This window comes from Paenibacillus sp. UMB4589-SE434 (assembly GCF_030226685.1).
GTDB lineage: Bacteria > Bacillota > Bacilli > Paenibacillales > Paenibacillaceae > Paenibacillus_B.
On record NZ_JASOYK010000010.1, the window covers coordinates 55,973 to 76,070 of the forward strand.

The following is a 20,098-nucleotide window of genomic DNA, read 5'->3' on the forward strand; positions in this document are numbered from 1 at the left end:
TATGCGCTGTTGGTTAGTATCCTGTGATCATCTTAATATAGATATTAGTAATATTTAGGTGAATAAAAGCGGTATTATATTTAATTTATACAACAAATCTAAATTTTGTCCATTATGAAAGCGTTTACCTTGTGCTTAAAATGAAGGTGTACGTCTCAGGACCAGCGCGCGGTGTGGGGCGATATATAACCGAACAAAATGAGGTGCTAGGATGAAGCAGAAACAAAAAAGAGCACGATGGGCGGCCATTCTTGGCTGGAGCATGTTGGCATTTGTACTATCGGCTGGCGCAGCCAATGCGGCACAGCCACATACCTCTTATTGGTTTCCAGACCAACTGCTGAAGTGGAGTCCGGCAGCGGACAAAGATGCGGAGTTTAACAAAGGGACGATTCGTCTGGCTGAACGCTTCGCAGGCGAAAAGGTTAACGGCAACGCAAGTACGCAGCCTAAGCTGATGGGGCTTGCTGCCATGAATCCGCATACGAGCAATGTGCCTTCTCAAGGATCGGATCAAGACAGTGTTGACGCTTTCAGCTTCTGGCAGTATGTAGATACGATGGTGCTATGGGGTGGATCTTCAGGTGAAGGGATTATCGTGCCGCCGAGTGCTGACATTATCGATGCCGCTCATAAAAATGGAGTCCCGATCGTGGGTACGGTATTCTTCCCACCAACTGCCTATGGCGGTACCTATCAATGGGTGCAGCAGACGCTGCAGCAGCGCCCTGACGGATCGTTTCCAGTAGCGGACAAATTAATTGAAGCAGCGGATTACTTTGGCTTTGACGGCTGGTTTATTAATCAGGAGACAGTGGGCGGCAATGCTGCGGATGCAACGAAGATGCAGCAGTTCCTCAAATATATGCAAGATCACAAGAAGCCAAACATGCAAGTGGTCTGGTATGATTCCATGACAAAAGGTGGCGGCATTAGCTGGCAGAATGCGCTGAACGCTCAGAATGAAATGTTCTTGCAAAGTGGGAATAGCAAAATATCGGACTCGATGTTTATCAACTTTAACTGGTCCGCAACTGGTCTGCAGAGTTCGGCTAGCAAGGCCTCCAGTCTTGGCCGCAGCCCTTATGACGCCTATGCAGGCATTGATGTTGAGGCCAATGGTACAGGCAGTTACGTAAACTGGTCGGCAATATTCCCGCAGGGGCAAAATGCACGTACATCTCTTGGCATATATCGGCCGGATTGGGCTTACCGCAGTGCGACTTCCATGAATCAATTCTATACAAAATCTAGTCAATTCTGGGTTGGGGCGAATGGAAACCCAAGCCAAACGAATGCCTCGGGCTGGCCAGGAATGGCACATTATTTTGCTGATAAATCCTCGATTAACTCTTTACCGTTTACAACTAACTTTAACACCGGTCATGGTAAGATGTTTGCTATTAATGGCAACGTTATGCGGACGAAGGAATGGAATAATCGCAGCTTGCAGGATGTACTGCCGACATGGCGCTGGATCACACAGAGCGCAGGCACGGCTCTAACGCCTAACTTTGACTGGGACCAAGCTTACTATGGCGGGAGCTCCCTTAAAGTAAGTGGCAACTTGAACGCACAAAACGCAACGCATTTACGATTGTACCGGACAGCCTTGCCTGTTGACGCAAATACGGTCATATCCGTTACGTATAAGGCGCCAACCGCTGGGACACAGATGAAGGTGGCACTTGTATTTGGAGACAATCCGTCCCAGACGGAATATGTATCATTACAAACGTTGAGTACTTCTAATTGGACAACAGCATCTTTGCCATTGTCTGCATACGCAGGGCGTACGATTACGGAAATCGGTTTGAAATTCGAAAGCAGCACAGCTATTCCTAACTTTACTGTAAATATAGGGGAGTTGTCTGTACGTAATAGCAGTCCTCAAGCTCCATTGCCAGCGGTATCCAATCTAGCGGTTACAGAGCTTGGCATGAGCGGTGCATCGACGGATGTTCGCTTGAAATGGGACTCTCTTTCAGGCGGTGTTCAGGTGTACGAAATTTACCGCGTGAAGCCTGATGGATCAAAAGAGTTCGTGAATGCAACACCTAACCGTGTTTACTACATTCCGCCTATGTTCCGCATTGGCAACGAGCCACAGACTACACTCGAAGTAATTGCGCTTGGCAAGGATGGACAGCGTGGAGCAGCAGCGCAAGTTAGCTTCCTATGGTCAAATGTGCAGCCGGGTATTACGAATGTTGCTTTGAATCGTACTGCCACTGCGGATACTTTTGTAAGTGGGGAATCCCCAGCCAAAGCTGTTGATGGTACGGCTGCAAACAATAGCAAATGGTGCGCCACAGGCAGCGGCAACCACTGGTTAAGCGTTGACTTGGGATCTTCTTATTCCATCACGAAGTTTGTCGTAAAACATGCTGCGGCTGGCGGGGAGTCAGCAAGTTTTAATACTCGTGATTTTAAGCTTCTGTTAAGCGCAGACGGGGTTAATTGGGCAGATGCTGTAACTGTGACAGGCAACACCTTAGGTGAGTCAAGCCATACGATCAGCGCAACAAATGCCCGTTTTGCGAAGTTGGTGGTGACAAAGGCAACTCAAACGAGTGATACAGCTGCACGTATTTATGAGATGGAAGTATACGGACAATAATGCAGCGTAAATAGCAGAGGGATAGGGCTGTATAGTGATTTAGCAAGGAGTTGCTGCTTGAGTATTCCTACTCGAGCGGCAGCTCCATTTTTAGGACATAAGAAACAAGGCGCATAACAAACTTTTGGACAAAGTACCAGTTAGCTAGGTCGTACATACTTTAGTATGAAAAGTAGTCCTTTATCATTCTATTCACAATGAGTCAACAACTTTTTTTTGCTGAAAAAGTTGCACTTGGGAAACAATATTGTGTATATTAAACAAAAGAAGTGTGGGTAAAAAGTATTGCACTTATATAAAATATATAACTGCATACAATTTATAAAAGGGAGAGTGTAGTGAAAGTGAAGGCAAAGTCAACGAGATGGAATTCAGCGCTCAAGCGCTTGGTCATGACCGTACTGTTCTTAAGTTTGGCAATAGGGCTGGCAGCTTGCGGCAGCGGAAATTCGAAAGAAACTTCAGGCAGCACTACTGGAAATGAAAGCAGCGGTAAATTGACAATCACCACTACAATTGGCATGATTGCGGACGTCGTCGAGCAAATAGGCGGAGATCACGTAGCCGTCACCGGTTTGATGGGCTCTGGGGTTGACCCGCATTTGTATAAGGCATCGCAAGGGGACATTAAAAAGCTGGACGAGGCGGATATCGTGTTCTACAACGGATTGCACCTTGAGGGCAAGATGGTGGATATTTTAGAAAAGATGAGTAAGAACAAAAAGACAGTTGCAGTATCGCAAAAGCTGGACGAAGCGGAGCTGTTGGCCGACCCGGCGGCTCCGGAAGCTCATGATCCGCATATCTGGTTTAACGTGAGCAATTGGATCAGTGCGGCAGAGGTCATCCGTGACACTTTAGTTGAAATGGATGCTGTACACGCGGACGAGTACCGCCAGAATGCAGAAACGTATCTCGCCAAATTGAAGGAAACGGACAACTATGTTCGTGAGCAGGTCCAGAAGATACCAGAGGGCAGCCGTGTATTGGTTACGGCACATGATGCCTTCCATTACTTTGGTAAGGCATATGGAATGAAGGTGATGGGGCTTCAAGGAATCAGCACTGCATCTGAATATGGCAGCAGGGATGTGAGTGAGCTGCGTGATTATCTGGTTGATCACCAGATCAAGGCTGTGTTTGTAGAGTCAAGCGTCCCAAAGAAGGCCATTGAGGCCGTTATCGAAGGAGCGAAGAAGAAAGGCCATAACGTCACCATAGGCGGCGAATTATTTTCGGATGCGATGGGTACACCAGGCACACCGGAAGGTACTTATATCGGAATGGTCAAACATAACGTTGATGTAATTGTTAATGCTTTAAAATAAACAGGGTCCATAATTCAATGGAAAAGAAAGATTCCGTTAGCATGGCATTACTACATTTAGCATCTATCATGCGGGGCAGCATTTTACTTTGTATGTTAAGCACTACTACTTATCATATCTATCCGATATACAAGCTCAAAACGGATGACCGGATTCATGAATGCAAGAAGCAAGAAGTAGAGAGGAGGAGCAACAATGACACAAACAAGACATGCATCACCTTTGACTGTTACAGGATTAACAGTCGCCTATCAAAAAAAGCCGGTGCTTCGCAACTTAACCTTTGACGTACCAGAAGGCAAGCTAATCGGAATTATTGGACCCAACGGTGCAGGAAAGTCCACCATGATAAAAGCGATACTAGGATTGCTCCCTAAGGTTAGCGGAGAGGTTCAAATATATGGCAAGCCATATGCTGAAATGAGAAAGTCTATTGGTTATGTGCCGCAGCGTGAATCGGTGGATTGGGATTTTCCTACGAATGCGTTGGACGTTGTGATGATGGGGCGTTACGGGCATCTAGGCTGGTTCAAACGACCGGGTGCTAATGAGCGGGAAATAGCGCTGGACTGCTTGAAGAAAGTAGGCATGGCAGATTATGCGCATCGCCAAATTTCGCAATTGTCAGGTGGACAGCAGCAGCGGGTGTTCTTGGCTAGGGCGCTCGCGCAGAATGCGGATCTGTATTTCATGGATGAGCCATTTGTTGGTGTCGATGCTATGACGGAGAAAGCGATTATCAGTCTGTTAAATGAACTAAAAGCGCAAGGCAAGACCGTACTTGTCGTTCATCATGATCTAGCAACTGTTAAAGAGTACTTTGACTGGGTGATGCTGCTGAATGTGGAACTGATAGCTAATGGACCTACAGAGCTTGTATTTACGAAATCGCTGCTCCACGAGACGTACGGTGGCAAATTAGCCGTATTCGATCAAGAAGACGGGGCTACCCTCGTCGGATCGAGGTGATAACAATGTCATTATGGTCATGGTCTGTGTTGGCAGACCCTAATACACAATGGATATTGATCGGATGCATGCTGCTCGGTTTGATGAGCGGCATCATTGGCAGCTTTGCTTATTTGCGCAAGCAAAGCTTGGTGGGTGACACACTCGCTCATGCGGCGCTGCCAGGCATTTGTATCGCTTTTATGCTCACTGGCGTGAAATCGCTACCGCTATTTTTCTTAGGCGCATTAGTCGCCGGACTAATTGCGACTTTCTCTATGGCAGTCATCACGCGGTATTCGCGAATTAAGGCCGATGCGGCGATGGGCATCGTGCTGTCCGTATTTTTCGGTATTGGTATCGTGCTATTAACTCAGATTCAGCATTCGTCATATGGCAATCAGAGCGGGCTTGATAAATTTTTGTTTGGGCAAGCTGCTTCTATGATTCAGAGCGACGTATACACGATGATCGGGGTATCGGCAGTTATTATTATCGCGTGCAGCTTACTGTTTAAGGAATTCAAGTTGCTTAGCTTTGACCCGGGATTTGCCCGTGGATTGGGCTTTCCGATTGGCGTGTTGGAACAAATGTTAATGTTCTTCACCGTTATCGCAGTAGTTGTCGGGATTCAAGCGGTCGGTGTCGTGCTAGTTGCAGCGCTGCTTATTACGCCTGCTGTGTCGGCAAGATACTGGACGGATCGACTGGGACTGATGGTGAGCTTGAGTGGCCTATTCGGTGCTGTCAGCGGGGTCATCGGGACGTTGATCAGTACGACCACGAGCAACCTGCCTACAGGTCCATTAAGTGTATTGGCCGCTACGACAGTGTTTGTATTCTCTGTTCTCTTTGCTCCGCGCAGAGGTGTGTGTGCCAAGGTGATTCGAAGAATACGCACTAATCGTACTATTCGAGAGGAAGAACGTGCAAGGATGAGCGAACGTGGCACTCGTGTGCGGAAGGAGGCTTCGTTATGACTGATTTTTGGATCATTGCGACAGGTGCATTGGTCGCCATATCATGCGGCATACTTGGCTGCTTCCTTGTACTTAGAAAAATGTCACTTATAGGAGACGCGATAAGCCACTCCGTTCTGCCCGGAATCGTGATCGCCTTTATGATCAGCGGTTCACGTGATTCGCTTGCCATGCTGTTAGGTGCTTCTGTAGTCGGGCTTATTACGGTCTTTCTGATTCAAATGTTCCAGCAGAGCGGCGTTCAATCCGATGCTTCGATAGGTGTTGTGTTTACAGCACTGTTTGCAGTCGGTGTTGTGCTTGTCAGCTTAAATGCACGTCAAGTCGATCTTGACTTAGACTGCGTATTATTTGGCGAGATTGCGTATGTACATTGGAATACGATTGACGTCTTCGGCATCGATTACATACCGAAGGCAGTATGGATACTTGGCTTCACGGTTGCTGTTATTTTTGTAGTGATTGGACTCTTTTACAAACAATTTAAAATCTGCGCGTTCGATCCCGCTATGGCACTTGCTTGCGGCATTCCGGTTGCGTTGTTCCACTACCTTTTAATGGGTCTGGTATCGATGACAACGGTAGCCAGCTTTGAGAGTGTTGGTGCTATTCTAGTCGTAGGTATGCTGATCGTACCTGCTGCTACAGCCTATTTGTTGACAGAGCGGTTGTCAGTGATGATCATATACAGTGTGCTGATTGGCATAGCTTGTGCAGTACTGGGATATTATACGGCAGCATGGCTCGATGCTTCTATTGCCGGAATGATGGTAACTGTAGCAGGCGCATTGTTCGTATTGGCTTTTATTTTCTCCCCAAGCCACGGTATGTTGGCGCGGTTAATCAAGCAGCGTAAACTTGCTGTACTTCACAGTCAAGTAAGCTGACATATAAGCATTCAGCAAGCGCGTAATAAGCGTGTGATAAGGATCTAACAGGCACGTAAGCAAGTAAGCAGCAAGCACGCAAGATGGTGTGTATCAAGTGCGTAACAAGCATGTTACAAGCACGCATGAAACGAATAGGCAATAGGAAAGCTGGATTCGGGCATCTCATGATGCATCGGATTCAGCTTTCTGTCATATAGGCCAATATACTCAAGTTATTTATAGGAAGAGGTAGATATTTTTGTTGTGCTCGTACCGTTTATGATACAATGTCGTTATGTAAAATGGCGTATGGTAGCCGTCTTACGCGCAGGGTCGCGAATCATGACGAATGTGCGGATGAGCAAGCCATAAACGCCGGACGGGAGTGTAGGCAACAATGAGTAAATATACACTGTTAGCTCTCGATATGGACGGGACGCTGTTAGACGAGGACCAACGAGTGAGTGAGGATACCGCCCAAGCGATAGCGGAAGCGCAAGCAGCGGGTGTAACGGTCATATTATCGACAGGCAGAGCGATTCAAAACGCGGTGCCCTATGCGGAACAGCTTGGTTTGACGGGACCAATGGTAACGGTAAATGGTGGTGAGGTATGGAAAAACCCTCAAGAGCTTCACATTCGCCATCTGCTGCAGCGTAGTGCTGTTACTAAGATGCTTGAGCTATCTGAGAAGTATGACACTTGGTTCTGGGCCTATTCGACTGAACGATTGTATAACAGGGAGAAATGGAACGGAAATGTGGAGCAGGAGGATTGGCTGAAGTTCGGTTATTTTAATGAAGATGATATCGTACGCGGTCAATTGCTTGACGAATTACGTACTTTAGGCGGATTGGAGTTAACCAACTCTTCGCCGCACAATATTGAGATTAACCCGCTCGGCATCAACAAAGCATCAGGTGTACAGACTGTGTGTGATATGCTCGGTCTGGACATCTTGCAGACGATAGCCGTCGGGGATAGCTTAAATGACATTGCAGTCATTCGTCATGCAGGACTTGGTGTGGCAATGGGGAACGCGCAGGAGGAAGTTAAGCAGGCCGCTGATGCGATCGTAGCTTCCAACAATGAAAGCGGCGTAGCGGAAGTGATTCGGCGGTTTATTTTAGCATAATTATAGCGCATGAAGTAATCAATAGGATATCGGCAGCAGCTAAGGAGGAATTCATGATGGCCATTTTGGGATGGATACTTGTCATTGCTTTGTTTGCGGTCGGGATGGCGGGTGCCATCTTCCCTATACTTCCAGGGGCACTCGCGATATATGCGGCGTTCTTTGTGTATGGCCTATTTTTTACATTCGAACCGTTCGGGTTCTGGTTCTGGTCCATCCAGACACTAATCGTTGTGGTCATGTTTGTGGCGGATTATGCGGTCAGTGCCTGGGGTGTCAAACGATATGGGGGCTCAAGGGCATCCGTTATTGGCAGTACGATTGGGGTTATATTCGGCCCGTTTGTCATTCCGGCATTTGGTCTCCTATTAGGTCCGTTTCTCGGAGCTTTGATCGGGGAGCTGATCACAGGGGCTGATGTCGGACGTTCGACTAAGGCTGCGATTGGAGCGATCGTTGGTTTATTTACCAGCATGGTGACAAAGTTCATTCTGCAAATCGTTATGATTGTGTTATTTATAATTTGGATTATTTAATTTGTGGTCTGTGGTAGAAGAGGAAAGAAGGGAAGCTTTTGGCAAAGGAGTCTTTTATTAAAGGGACGCTCATCATTGCAGCTGCTACTTTAGTAGCACGCGTGCTGGGCGTATTCCAGCGGGTACCGCTTGAGCATATGCTCGGTTCTGTAGGTAACGCGGCGTTTGCCACATCTCAGAACGTCTATTTGATGATCTTGGCAATCGCGACTGCGGGTATTCCGAGCACACTCAGCAAAATGGTATCTGAACGTTACGCCCTTAATCAGGTGCGTGAGGCCGAGCGTGTCTATGCTGCGGCGCTGCTGTTTGGTCTCATATCCGGCGTCGTTGTGACGCTGCTGCTGTTCTTCCTGGCACCTGTCTATGCGACAGCAATCAAGCAGCCGGAAGCCGCGCTCGCCATTCGCGCGCTGGCACCAGCGCTGTTATTGTTTCCGATGCTCGCGATGATGCGGGGGTATACACAGGGACGCAACATGATGCAGGCCAGCGGTGTGTCCCAGATTATTGAGCAGATTTTACGCGTCGCAACGGCGATCGCGCTTGCTTTAATCCTTGTGAACAATGGCGCATCCCAAGCTTGGGCAGCTGCAGGTGCTTCCTTCGGCGGTGTGCTTGGTAGTATCGGTGCTTTTGCCGTAATGATTTATTACTTGCGCAAGCTGCGCCGCTTGGATCGTGAAGCAGGCGTACGGGCTCGCAGGTCTAATACACCGCCTGTCTCGTTGAAGGCGATCTTTGCATCCATCTTTGCGTTATCGATTCCTATAGTGCTGGCATCACTTGCCGTGCCATTGGTCAACTTTATTGATTCGTCCATTACAGTGCCGCTGTTGTCCTCGGACGTAGGTGAGGCCACTGCGACGCATATCTATGGCATATTAGGGCAGCGTGCCCAATCGATTGCAGGCATACCGCCGATTCTGGCGATTGCGCTCAGTACATCGATTATTCCGGTCATTTCCGCTGCTTATGCGAAGCGGGATATGCAGCACTTACAGCGCCAGATCTCGCTTGCGATGCGGATTTCTGTATTAAGCGGAATGCCGATCGTATTGGCGCTTGGCGTAGGTGCCTTTTCCATTAACGGATTGTTATTCAGCTCGCTAGATGGTGCTGGAATTATTGCCATGCTGACGCTGGGTACGATATTGCAGATTACGATGATGACATCAAGCTCGATCCTGATCGGACTTGGCAAGCCTTATATTGCCATGATTAGTGTTACGCTGGGCATTATCCTTAAGCTTATTTTCAGCTTTGTGCTGGCTCAATTTATTGGTGTATACGGTATTATTACGGCAACGATGATTACGTTCTTAATTATTACGTATCTCAACCTGCGTGTGATGAAGAAAGTCGTCAAGTTTGACGTTATGGGCAAGCGTTGGCCTGGTTTTATGCTGGCTACTCTTCTTGCAGGCGGCCTTGGTTATTTGACGGAGCGTTTGGGTGAGCAGCTTGTTGGCATTACAGCCCAATCTGTTAAATATGGAGAGCCGTTGGCGGTTGTTCCTCATGCGGGCCACAAGATTGGTTTTATGTTTACAGCAGGGTTTGTTGGTATAGTAGTGTTGGTTGTATTTATCGTAGGCCTGGTGGTGTTCCGTGTCGTTCGTAGGGACGAGCTTGGCAGTTATCCTCGGATTGTTCAGAAAGTACTGCGGCCTATTATGCAAATCCAGAAGGTGGGTTCCAGAGGGTAGGCCCTAGTGGCTAATATATAGGAAGACAGGTATTCTCTCTTAAGCATAGAGGATACCTGTTTTTTATGTTATTGACGACTTGTTTTAAAGGAGTTATCATATTAATGAAATTACTTAAACGTTTAAGTTAACTTAAGTCGAGTTGAATGAAGACTGGAGGGATAAGTCGTGTCAAAGCGTTTTATGATTTCCATGTGGGTGGCGTTAGTTAGTTGTATGCTTCTGCTTACAGCATGTGGGTCGCAGCAGACGGGCCAATCTGCTTCGCAAAAAGAAGAACATTCTGAACAGCAGCAAGGGCTGCAAGCAGAGTTAAAGCCAGAAGAAGGCGCAGAATTACTTGTGTGGGAGTCCAAGGGACCTGAGTTGGATTTTATGAAAGCGGTCGCAGTAAGCTTTGAACAAGAATATGGCGTAAAGGTGAAGGTAGAAGCCGTTCCTGCTATAGATGCCGTGACTAAGCTGACAACGGATGGGCCTGCTGGGATCGGAGCAGATGTTTTTGCAGCGCCGCATGATCACTTAGGTAATGCAGTTATGGCAGGGCTAGTCCTGCAAAATGATGTGTTAGACGACCCAGCAAAAAATCAATTTATGACCTCGGCTCTGGAAGGTGTTAGTTATGAAGGGGTATTGTACGGTTATCCAACCGCAATTGACACCTATGCGTTGTATTATAATAAAAAATTGCTGCCAAAGGCCCCTGGGACTTATGATGAGTTGATCCAATTTGCCAAGTCGTATAATGATCCTGCGAATAAGAAATACGCCCTTATGTGGAATGTAGGACAGTTGTATCAATCTTACTCTTTCTTAGCGGGTTATGGCGGATATGTGTTCGGCAACGGGGGGACGAATGCGGCGGATATGGGGCTGAATAGCGCTCAGTCGGTTGCAGGAGCAAAGTATTTACAATCGTTAAAGCAAATTTTGCCAATCAACGTTAACGATATCAACGATAATATCATTACCGGATTTTTCGTAGAAGGCAGCACGGCAGCTATCATTAATGGCCCATGGCTAATGAATGAGTTGACGAATGCAGGTGTCGATTATGCAGTGGCTCCGCTGCCGCTCTTGCCAAATGGAGAGCACCCGAAGAGCATGTCGGGTATCCGGGCAGTATATGTCAACTCGTATACCGAATATCCAGCAGCAGCAAAGCTGTTTGCGCGTTATGTTACTTCACAGGAAAATGGCAAGAAGCGATTCGAAATGACAAGACAGCTGCCGGCCAGAAAAGATTTAATGGCCGAGCCTACGATCGCGCAGGATGCTAACATTATGGCTTTCTTGGAGCAAGCGGAACATTCGACACCTATGCCATCCATACCAGAAATGGGAACCGTATGGGTTCCAGCAGGTGCTGCACTAGCTGCTATCTGGAACGACAATCAGGAGCCAAGCGTTGTGCTGGATAAGGCAGCAGCTCAGATCAAGACAGCGATTCAATCCAAGAAATAATCGGTCACAGGAACGGGTAATCTCAAAATTCGACTAAGGCGGTCTTCCGTATGATGGCAACAACAGATGCTCGTCGGCATCGGACCATAGCTGCTATTTTCTCTGCGGTATTTATAGGTTTGGGTCAGTTGTACAATAGGCAATATATAAAGGGTTTGCTATTTATGACAGCGACTCAATTGTTCTTTTGGAATTATTATCCTATCGTTTATCAAGGCATTAAAGGGCTCATTACATTAGGGGATGTGCCTTCCAAAATTGTTGCTGGTAATGTCATAAAAGGGGACCACTCCATCTTTATGCTGATCCACGGCATCATTATGATCGTCTTGGTGTTGTTATTTGCAGGTTTCTATGCGTTGAATATATACGATGCCAAGAAGAATGGTGAGCTAAGAGATCAAGGCAAGGCGGTTCCTGGATTTCTAGTATCGGTAAGACAGGCTAAGTTCAGACACTTTCCGTACTTGCTGCTGGTGCCCTCTCTCTTTTTTGTTTTATTTGTGACGGTGCTGCCGCTTGTGTTTAATGTATTGATTGCTTTTACGAACTATTCAGCACCTCATCACATTCCAGACCGCAACTTGGTGGACTGGACGGGGCTGCGAACATTTTACGATTTGTTCGCGCAGGAGTCGTGGCGGACGACCTTCTTTGGTATATCCGTCTGGAATATCATCTGGGCGGTAGCGTCCACGCTGTCTGTATTTTTTAGCGGCCTTGTACTGGCATTAATGGTGAATCATCCTAGAATAATGTTCAAAAAGTTTTGGCGAACGATATTTATTCTGCCGTGGGCGGTTCCGCAATTTATATCGATACTGGTGTTCCGCGTGCTGCTGAATGGTTCTTTTGGTCCCGTGAACGATATGCTGGTTAAATTGGGTATGTCGCCCGTGCCTTGGCTTTCGGACCCGACGATGGCCAAAGTTACCATTATAATTGTAAACTTGTGGTTCTCTACGCCGTTCCTAATGGCGTTAATGTCTGGTGTGTTAACGACACTTCCGCGTGACTTGTACGAAGCAGCTGCAGTGGATGGCGCCACTGGGACACAACGATTCACGAAACTTACACTGCCACTTGTACTAGCAGCGACAGCACCGATTTTAATTATGCAGTTTGCATTTAATTTTAACAATTTTAACTTGATTTATATGCTGACGGATGGCAGCCCGAATCATCCTGATTACTATTACGCGGGCAGTACGGATATTTTGATCTCGTGGATTTTTAAAATGACACTGAATCAAAGCCAGTTCAATATGGCTTCCGCAGTATCGATTATCATGTTTGTCTTTATTGCGGTCTTTTCCCTGTGGAATTATAGAAGGATGAAGACAACACGAGAAGAGGATAGGATCTAAATGTCAAAATTGCTGAACAATTTGGTCGTCATTGGCATATACGCGGTGTTTGCCGTGCTTCTGTTGACGACAATATATCCGTTGATTTGGGTGATCGGTACCTCTCTTCATCCGGGAAATACTTTAATGGTAAGCAGTATGTTTCCCAAGCAGCCAACGCTGGAGCATTATGTCGAGCTCATTCGAAATACTGATTTTGTACTGTGGTTCCGAAATACAGTAACGATTGCACTTGCAAATGCGGTTTTATCAACAGGATTAGTGGCAGCTACAGCCTATGCCTTTTCCCGTTTTCGCTTTAAAGGCAGGCAGCAAGGTTTGATGGCGCTGCTTATCCTGCAAATGTTTCCTGGCTTCTTATCGATTATGGCAATCTTTGTCCTGCTGCTGCAAACGAAGCTGCTGGATACGCACTTGGGCCTTATTTTAATTTACGCTGGCGGTTCTATCTCGATGGGGACTTGGGTGATGAAAGGTCATTTCGATACGATTCCGAAAAGTCTGGAAGAGGCAGCATACATTGACGGTGCAAGCCATATGGTCACGCTGTTTAAAATTATTTTGCCATTGTCGTTGCCTGCTATTACCTTTGTCGCTTTAAACAGCTTTATAACGCCTTTTATGGACTTTATACTTCCTCAGATTGTGCTGAGGTCGTCCGATAAAATGACGTTGGCGCAGGGCTTGTACAATATGGTTGCGACAGAGACCAATTCCAGCTTTACGACGTTTGCCGCGGGTGCGGTACTAGTAGCGCTGCCGATCACGATCTTGTATATGTATTTCCAAAAATATCTCATCCATGGTATGACGGCGGGTGCGGATAAAGGCTAACCATTACAAGACGAAATTTACCGTACTATTTAGGTCTCAATATGACAAGGCATATGTTTAATTATCTGGATTCAGGAAGGAGTAGGTCAGATCATGTTTCTCGAAGCGATCTATCATCGACCGGGACAGTCCTATTGTTACTCTTATGACGAACATACCATCCATATCCGACTGCGGACCAAGAAGAACGATCTGCACTCGGTTAGAGTACTTTATGGCGACAAGTACGATTGGGACAACACGGCAACCGTATCCGAACTTTATAAGCTGGCAAGCGATGAATGGTTTGATTACTGGCAAGCAGAAGTTGTTCCTCTGCATCTGCGGCTTCGGTATGCATTCCAGTTAACAGATGACGAGCAGTCGATATGGTATACGGAAAAAGGCTTTGTGAAGGACAAGCCGCACAATCCGCTGACTTTTTTTGATTTCCCGTTTCTTTGGGCAAATGAGGTTCTTCAGCCACCTGCTTGGGTAAAAGATGCTGTGTTTTATCAAATATTCCCGGATCGATTTGCGAATGGTGACCCGTCAAATGATCCAGAGTCGGTTTTACCATGGGAAGCATCCTCACCAGGTCCGCAAGATTTTTATGGCGGCGACCTGCAAGGTGTGCTGGAGCGACTCGATTACATTAGCGAGTTGGGCATCAACGCAATTTATTTTACACCTTTGTTTGAAGCGAAGACGAACCATAAGTATGATACCACTGATTATATGAAAGTAGATCCGCAGTTTGGCGATACCGAATTGTTAAAAAGTCTAGTAGAGGCTTGCCACAACCGTGGAATCCGAGTCATTTTGGATGCCGTATTTAATCATTGTGGCTATTGGTTCGCCCCTTTTCAGGATGTGCTTGAGCATGGGGAAGCATCGCGCTACCGGGATTGGTTTCATATTAAATCGTTCCCGCTGACACGAGCGCCGAGGCCTTCCTATCATTGCTTCGCTTTTGAATCACATATGCCGAAGCTGAATACAGTACATCCGGATGTGAGGCAGTATTTGCTGGATGTCGCTCAATATTGGATTCGTGAATGTGATATTGACGGCTGGCGCCTGGATGTTGCCAATGAGGTTGATCATGAATTCTGGCGCGAATTCCGTAAAGCATGCAAGTCATTAAAGCCGGACTTTTATATTCTCGGGGAAATCTGGCATGATGCGATGCCATGGCTGCAAGGCGACCAGTTTGATGCGGTGATGAACTATCCGGTGACGGAAGCGGTCCTTGATTTTTATGCAAAAGACTCGATCAATGCGGAGCAGTTTGCCTATCAAGTGAACAAGCTATTGGCTGATTATCCGCAGCAAGTCAACGAGGCCACCTTTACGATATTAGGCAGTCATGATACGCCTCGGCTGCTGACGATGGCTCGGGATGAGCGGAAGATGATGCTGGCTGTACTGTTCCAATTCAGCTTCCTGGGTGCGCCATGCATTTATTATGGCGATGAGGTTGGCATGACAGGAGGAGAAGACCCGGATTGCCGCAAGCCGATGGTATGGGATGCTTCACAGCAGAATCGTGAATTGTATACATTTTATCATCAGCTTATCGCCCTGCGAACTTCAAAACGAGCACTACAAGCAGGCCGTTTCCGAATCGTATATGCAGATCGGCAGCAGTTGGTTGTAGAAAGGAAACACGGCAGTGAGCAGGTGTACATTTGCTTTAACAACAGCAAGGACGCCACCACATTTACGGTTGCGGGTATGACAGTGGTAACGGGATTAAGCATGCTGCTGGGGGTTGGGACATTCAAACAGGAGAGCGATCAGCTTATCATCAGCTTACCTGCTTACGGAGGGTGCATACTTCATAACTAACGTCAGTCTGATAGCAAAATTGACATGCAAAAGGCGGTATGCTTTAATTGGCTTAAACGTTTAAGTTTAAGTGAGGTCGGAGAATGATGAAGAAAACAACGATTAAAGATATCGCCCAAGCAGCAGGCGTGTCGATTGCAACCGTGTCTTATATTTTGAACGATGTAAAAACGCAGTCCATCTCGGACGAAACTCGAGTGAAAGTATTAAAAATTGCACAGCAGCTCAAGTATGTCACTAATCGTACTGCTCAATCTTTGAAGATCAAAAAGACAGGTCTTATTGGGATTTTATGGTTTAAAGACAGTGAGCCAAGTCCATGGTCCGAGCTTAAATATGCCAAAACGATCAGCAAAATTGAACAACAGTGCAGTGCACTGGGCTACCACGTTATATTGATGCAGATAGACAGTTCGGAGCCGTCTTACAAAGTCATTATGGAACGTAATCTGGACGGTGTGTTTCTCATTAATGTGGATCAAGAAAGGTTTGCCACCATCACCCCTTATTTTGGGTTCGGCATTCCGGTCTTTGTAGTTGATAGTTATATTGAGGATTCGCTCTTTCACAAGGTAATGCCGGACATTAAAACAGGTTTTGATGCTTCTACGGCTATGTTGGGTGAAGCACCACAATTTCTGATGCTGGATGCGTATAACAATAAGAAGTGGATGGACATGATCAAGCATGTGTCCGGCTTGCCTGAAGAGAAGATACATGTATATAAGGACGCAGGTGGTATGCGGGCTTTCTTGGGCAAGCATGAGCATCATCCCGGGATCGTTCTGAATGAATTTATAGCCAATCAGGCAGCCATGTCACATGCGCGTTTCGTTGCATGGTGCACGTGTCATTGTCCAGAAGTGCTGCGTGACGATATCAAGCGGGTATCGTTCCGTATGAACGAGTATACGTCTATTGTGAACTTAATGAACAGTTATATTGATGACGCGGAATATAGAAACGAGGAGAAATTTATCATATTGTCTGTCTCCTCGTAATTATACGGTATGAGGAGAATGCCCAGTGGGTTCAGCACGTTTAATAGAGATTAAACAGTATTATTCCACTATTTTAAACAATACAAGAGATATGTTTGTTTATTTGCCGGCTAGCTATGATCAGGAAGAGCATCGGCGCTATCCTGTCCTCTATATGCATGATGGACAGCATGTGTTTTTTGCAGATCACAAGGGAGAGTCCTGGGATGTGCATCAGACGGTTGATCGTTTAGTGGCCGAAGGGAAAATGCAAGAGATCATCGTGGTTGCCATTGCCCACGTGGAAGATGCGCGAATTGCGGAATATATGCATGCGAATCCAGACGGGCATAATGTGTTCAACACGGCTAACCAAGGAGAACTGTATGAGCAGTTTCTCGTGCAGGAAGTGAAGCCTTACATGGATCGAGAGTACCGAACTTTAGCAGGCAAGGAGCATACCGCCTTAATGGGATCATCTGCAGGTGGGTTAGTGTCCTATAACATAGGCTTCCGTCAATCGGAAACCTTTGGCATGATCGGTGCGTTATGTCCATTCTTTGTTAGTGTTGAGCCGAACACGATGGAAGCCAGATGGCTGAGCCGTGTGTATACGGAGAAGAAGGATCTTAAAATATGGATCGATGTCGGAGATGCGGAAGGCTTCACCGTCATGGAACAGCATGTGCGCCATGTAGTAGATGTTCTCGTTCAGATCGGTTATGAGCCGGGCAAAGACCTTATGTATTACTACGCAGTAGGCTCTGGTCATTCGCAGAAAGACTGGGCGGCAAGGGTTCAGGCGCCGCTTCTCTATTTTTTTGGAGACATCGGCAAGCCAGTGGATGTTGATCTTCACGGACCTGACATAATAGGCATTCAAGGACCTAAGCGGGCATTGAATCCAATTGTTCGTTTTGACAGCGGTTTTATGATGACGGATATTCACGCTACCTATGAGGTAGCTGATTCGGAATTATTGGCAGTAGCAGCGGATGGAACGTTAGCCCCGCGTCAGTCTGGGCAGACAAGCGTTACGTATGTTCGTCAGCAGCTGCGAGCCAGTAAGGATATGGCCGTGGTTCCGTATGTGTCAGATACGGCGACGGTTGACATCTATGTAAAAGTGCCAGATTACACGCCGCGTACGGATAGTCTGTATGCAGGCATTGAATTGCCAATGATAGATGAAGGCCTCTATGGTGGCAGGTTTGAGGTGCCAAGAGAGATGTCGTTTGAATTTAGAATTTCGCGAGGCTTAGGCAAGCACGAAACAGACCGCAATGGCCACGAGGTTCCTTACCGTCAGTTTACTGTGACGGATGGACTGGAATTACATTATGAAGTGGAGCATTGGGTGGATTTAATCGTAAGTAAAGGTGATGACAATGAAGCATAGCTCAAGCATTTTACGAAATGAAGGATTCTACTCTGATGTTTTGGATAATATGCGTGATCTTGTGGTGTATTTGCCTCCGAGCTATCAGCTTGACCTGAACAGGCGGTATCCGGTGTTATATGTACACGACGGACAAAATATTTTTCACCCCGCGTTTAACGGGTATTCATGGAATATTCATACAACTGCAGACCAGTTGATTAAAGATCGGATCATCGAGGACATTATCGTGGTTGGCGTTCCCAACATGGGGATGGAACGGGCTAATGAATTCACGCATGATCTGGAGGGAGTTTGTTATCAAGACGATAAGGTGCCGATTCAACCACGGGGCGAACTGTATGAGCAGTTTATTATTGAAGAGGTAATGCCGTTCATGGATGCCGTATTCCGCACAAAAAAAGGGCCGGAACATACCGCCTTGATGGGCTCTTCAAGAGGTGGACAAGTGACGTATCATATCGGGATGCGCCGTCCTGACGTATTTGGCATGTTGGGAATCGTTTCTCCTTATTTCTATTGTGTAGATCCACAGACGCAGAACGAAGTGCCTATGTATCATACATTTACCGCCAAGCAGCCCGTGTCTAAAATATGGATTGATCTTGGCAGTCGTGAAGGACTGCTGGTGAGAGAGAAGCATGTACGTGAAGTGACCGAGAAACTGCTTCAATTAGGGTACAGCCCAGACGATGAACTCGTTTATCTATATGAACCGGGAGCAGCTCATGTGGAGCGGGATTGGGCGGCCAGAGTGGCATCGCCGCTGATTCATTTCTTTGGCGACAAGGGAAAGGCATGTGGATTAAAGCTGAATAGCGGTGAGCAAATGGAGGAGGTTGGGTTGATCGGTCCTTCCTGCCGATTGAATCCAATCGTTGAGTATGATTCGGGCTTTAGGATGACTGTATTAAGAGCATTCTATCGTATCGAGGATGAACGTATTGCACAGGTTCGAGAGGATGGAACTGTCATTCCTTTGCAGTTAGGAGAGACAAAGGTGACAGTTCAATATGGGGACCTGGAAGCTGCTGTTACACTGCGTGTTGTAGCAGAGATACCATCCAATGTCCAGTTGGAACTCATCGTTCATGCACCTCTAAATACGCCGGATGGCGTCAAGCTCTATGCGTGGTTTCCGCTCGTACATCATCCAGAAACCGATACGTATACGAATCAACTGCAAATTCCGATGCATTCGGAGTGGGTGTTTCAAGTAAGTCGTGAAGATGGAAAGGTAGAGGTAGATGCAGCGGGGAATAAGGTGGAACGTCACTATAAAGCGCTGGCAGATGCGAAGCTCCATATTCATGTAGAGCAATGGTCTTCGTAATGTAGGAGCACTTACCGTAATAGAGAGATAACGTGGAAGAGGATAGGGATTAGTGGAAAGGAGAGAACAAGATGAGTAAACTGGTTGTTGGCATTTTATGCAGCACGATGGTCTTTACAGGAATTGCGTTGGCAGCCGCACACAACACGTCTGATGCAGAGCTGGTAACTTTTAACGGGCGGGATGTCGTTCAGGTTATGTATGACAAGCCGATAGCTATAGAGGGTAGCATAGAGCTCCCCAAAGGGAAGCTAAAGAATTCAGATCAGAAGCCTCATATGCCTAATACAGACAGCCTGGATCAGCAGCGCTCTGCTTTTCAAACATTGCCGATTACTCAAACCAACAAAGGTGTTGAAGTGACGGTGCAAGCTGTTCGATTAACGAAGGATCATACCGACTTTGAAATTACGGTTAACAACAAAACGGACAAAGAAGAAGTTAAGCTTTACTTGGCTGGTACGAAGGCTGGAGCCAACCATGGAATCAAGGGCAAAACCTATGAGACGGTCGTGGCTGCTTCTCACAATCCTGATTTTAAAGATGCTGTGATTAAGCCTGGTAAAGAACGGCACGGCTGGTTATATAACAAAGCGCTCACAGATAAAGACGTGCAAAATTTAACATTACGGTTATCCGTCCATGGGAAAGAGGGAAAGAGAGAATTTTTGTTCAAAGTGGACTGTAAGGACCTGAAGTTCCGTACGCTTTGATTGGGAAATGCCTGTACGTAAACGTAAACTTAATAAAGGATACGTAGTCCATC

The 20,098-nt window shown here is 46.7% G+C and carries 16 protein-coding genes; all 16 read left to right on the plus strand.

Features of this window, described 5'->3' with window-relative positions:
• Window positions 1–211 precede the first annotated feature (211 nt).
• The 16 genes from QP775_RS23735 to QP775_RS23810 all read left to right on the plus strand — a co-directional run bounded on the left by QP775_RS23735 (window position 212) and on the right by QP775_RS23810 (window position 20,045).
• Window positions 212–2,620, plus strand: a complete 2,409-nt coding sequence (locus QP775_RS23735) for an endo-beta-N-acetylglucosaminidase (RefSeq protein WP_285109171.1) — start codon at window positions 212–214, stop codon at window positions 2,618–2,620.
• A 392-nt stretch (window positions 2,621–3,012) separates the two neighbouring features.
• Complete coding sequence (locus QP775_RS23740; RefSeq protein WP_285109211.1) at window positions 3,013–3,948, plus strand: metal ABC transporter solute-binding protein, Zn/Mn family; 936 nt, start codon at window positions 3,013–3,015, stop codon at window positions 3,946–3,948.
• Window positions 3,949–4,143: 195 nt separating this feature from the next.
• Window positions 4,144–4,917 carry a metal ABC transporter ATP-binding protein gene (locus QP775_RS23745; RefSeq protein ID WP_239333217.1) on the plus strand — a complete coding sequence of 258 codons (774 nt, stop codon included), beginning with the start codon at window positions 4,144–4,146 and terminating at the stop codon, window positions 4,915–4,917.
• Between the two features lie 5 nt (window positions 4,918–4,922).
• Window positions 4,923–5,876, plus strand: coding sequence for a metal ABC transporter permease (locus QP775_RS23750; protein ID WP_285109172.1), 954 nt, complete (start codon window positions 4,923–4,925; stop codon window positions 5,874–5,876).
• On the plus strand, window positions 5,873–6,763 hold the full coding sequence (locus tag QP775_RS23755; protein ID WP_239333221.1) for a metal ABC transporter permease: 891 nt from the start codon (window positions 5,873–5,875) through the stop codon (window positions 6,761–6,763). Before QP775_RS23750 ends, QP775_RS23755 begins: the two co-directional genes overlap by 4 nt.
• Window positions 6,764–7,142: 379 nt before the next feature.
• A complete protein-coding gene (locus QP775_RS23760) occupies window positions 7,143–7,880 on the plus strand; it encodes a Cof-type HAD-IIB family hydrolase (protein ID WP_239333223.1) in 738 nt (245 codons plus the stop codon).
• Window positions 7,881–7,936: 56 nt separating this feature from the next.
• Window positions 7,937–8,416 carry a DUF456 domain-containing protein gene (locus tag QP775_RS23765; protein WP_285109173.1) on the plus strand — a complete coding sequence of 160 codons (480 nt, stop codon included), beginning with the start codon at window positions 7,937–7,939 and terminating at the stop codon, window positions 8,414–8,416.
• 38 nt (window positions 8,417–8,454) lie between these two features.
• Window positions 8,455–10,125: a putative polysaccharide biosynthesis protein gene (locus tag QP775_RS23770; RefSeq protein ID WP_285109174.1), complete on the plus strand. Its 1,671-nt coding sequence runs from the start codon at window positions 8,455–8,457 to the stop codon at window positions 10,123–10,125.
• Between the two features lie 168 nt (window positions 10,126–10,293).
• Window positions 10,294–11,589 (plus strand): sugar ABC transporter substrate-binding protein, encoded by a 1,296-nt coding sequence (locus QP775_RS23775; protein ID WP_285109175.1) that lies wholly within the window; start codon window positions 10,294–10,296, stop codon window positions 11,587–11,589.
• Window positions 11,590–11,639: 50 nt separating this feature from the next.
• Window positions 11,640–12,956: a sugar ABC transporter permease gene (locus QP775_RS23780; protein ID WP_285109176.1), complete on the plus strand. Its 1,317-nt coding sequence runs from the start codon at window positions 11,640–11,642 to the stop codon at window positions 12,954–12,956.
• On the plus strand, window positions 12,957–13,790 hold the full coding sequence (locus QP775_RS23785; protein WP_239333233.1) for a sugar ABC transporter permease: 834 nt from the start codon (window positions 12,957–12,959) through the stop codon (window positions 13,788–13,790).
• 93 nt (window positions 13,791–13,883) lie between these two features.
• On the plus strand, window positions 13,884–15,620 hold the full coding sequence (locus tag QP775_RS23790; protein WP_285109177.1) for an alpha-glycosidase: 1,737 nt from the start codon (window positions 13,884–13,886) through the stop codon (window positions 15,618–15,620).
• Between the two features lie 83 nt (window positions 15,621–15,703).
• The gene (locus tag QP775_RS23795) at window positions 15,704–16,621 is read left to right on the plus strand and encodes a LacI family DNA-binding transcriptional regulator (RefSeq protein ID WP_350338995.1); all 918 of its coding nucleotides are present in this window, start codon (window positions 15,704–15,706) and stop codon (window positions 16,619–16,621) included.
• Window positions 16,622–16,646: 25 nt separating this feature from the next.
• Window positions 16,647–17,999 carry an alpha/beta hydrolase gene (locus QP775_RS23800; protein WP_285109178.1) on the plus strand — a complete coding sequence of 451 codons (1,353 nt, stop codon included), beginning with the start codon at window positions 16,647–16,649 and terminating at the stop codon, window positions 17,997–17,999.
• Window positions 17,989–19,332 (plus strand): alpha/beta hydrolase, encoded by a 1,344-nt coding sequence (locus QP775_RS23805; protein WP_285109179.1) that lies wholly within the window; start codon window positions 17,989–17,991, stop codon window positions 19,330–19,332. Before QP775_RS23800 ends, QP775_RS23805 begins: the two co-directional genes overlap by 11 nt.
• 71 nt (window positions 19,333–19,403) lie before the next feature.
• Window positions 19,404–20,045 carry a hypothetical protein gene (locus tag QP775_RS23810; protein ID WP_285109180.1) on the plus strand — a complete coding sequence of 214 codons (642 nt, stop codon included), beginning with the start codon at window positions 19,404–19,406 and terminating at the stop codon, window positions 20,043–20,045.
• The last annotated feature ends 53 nt before the right edge of the window (window positions 20,046–20,098 follow it).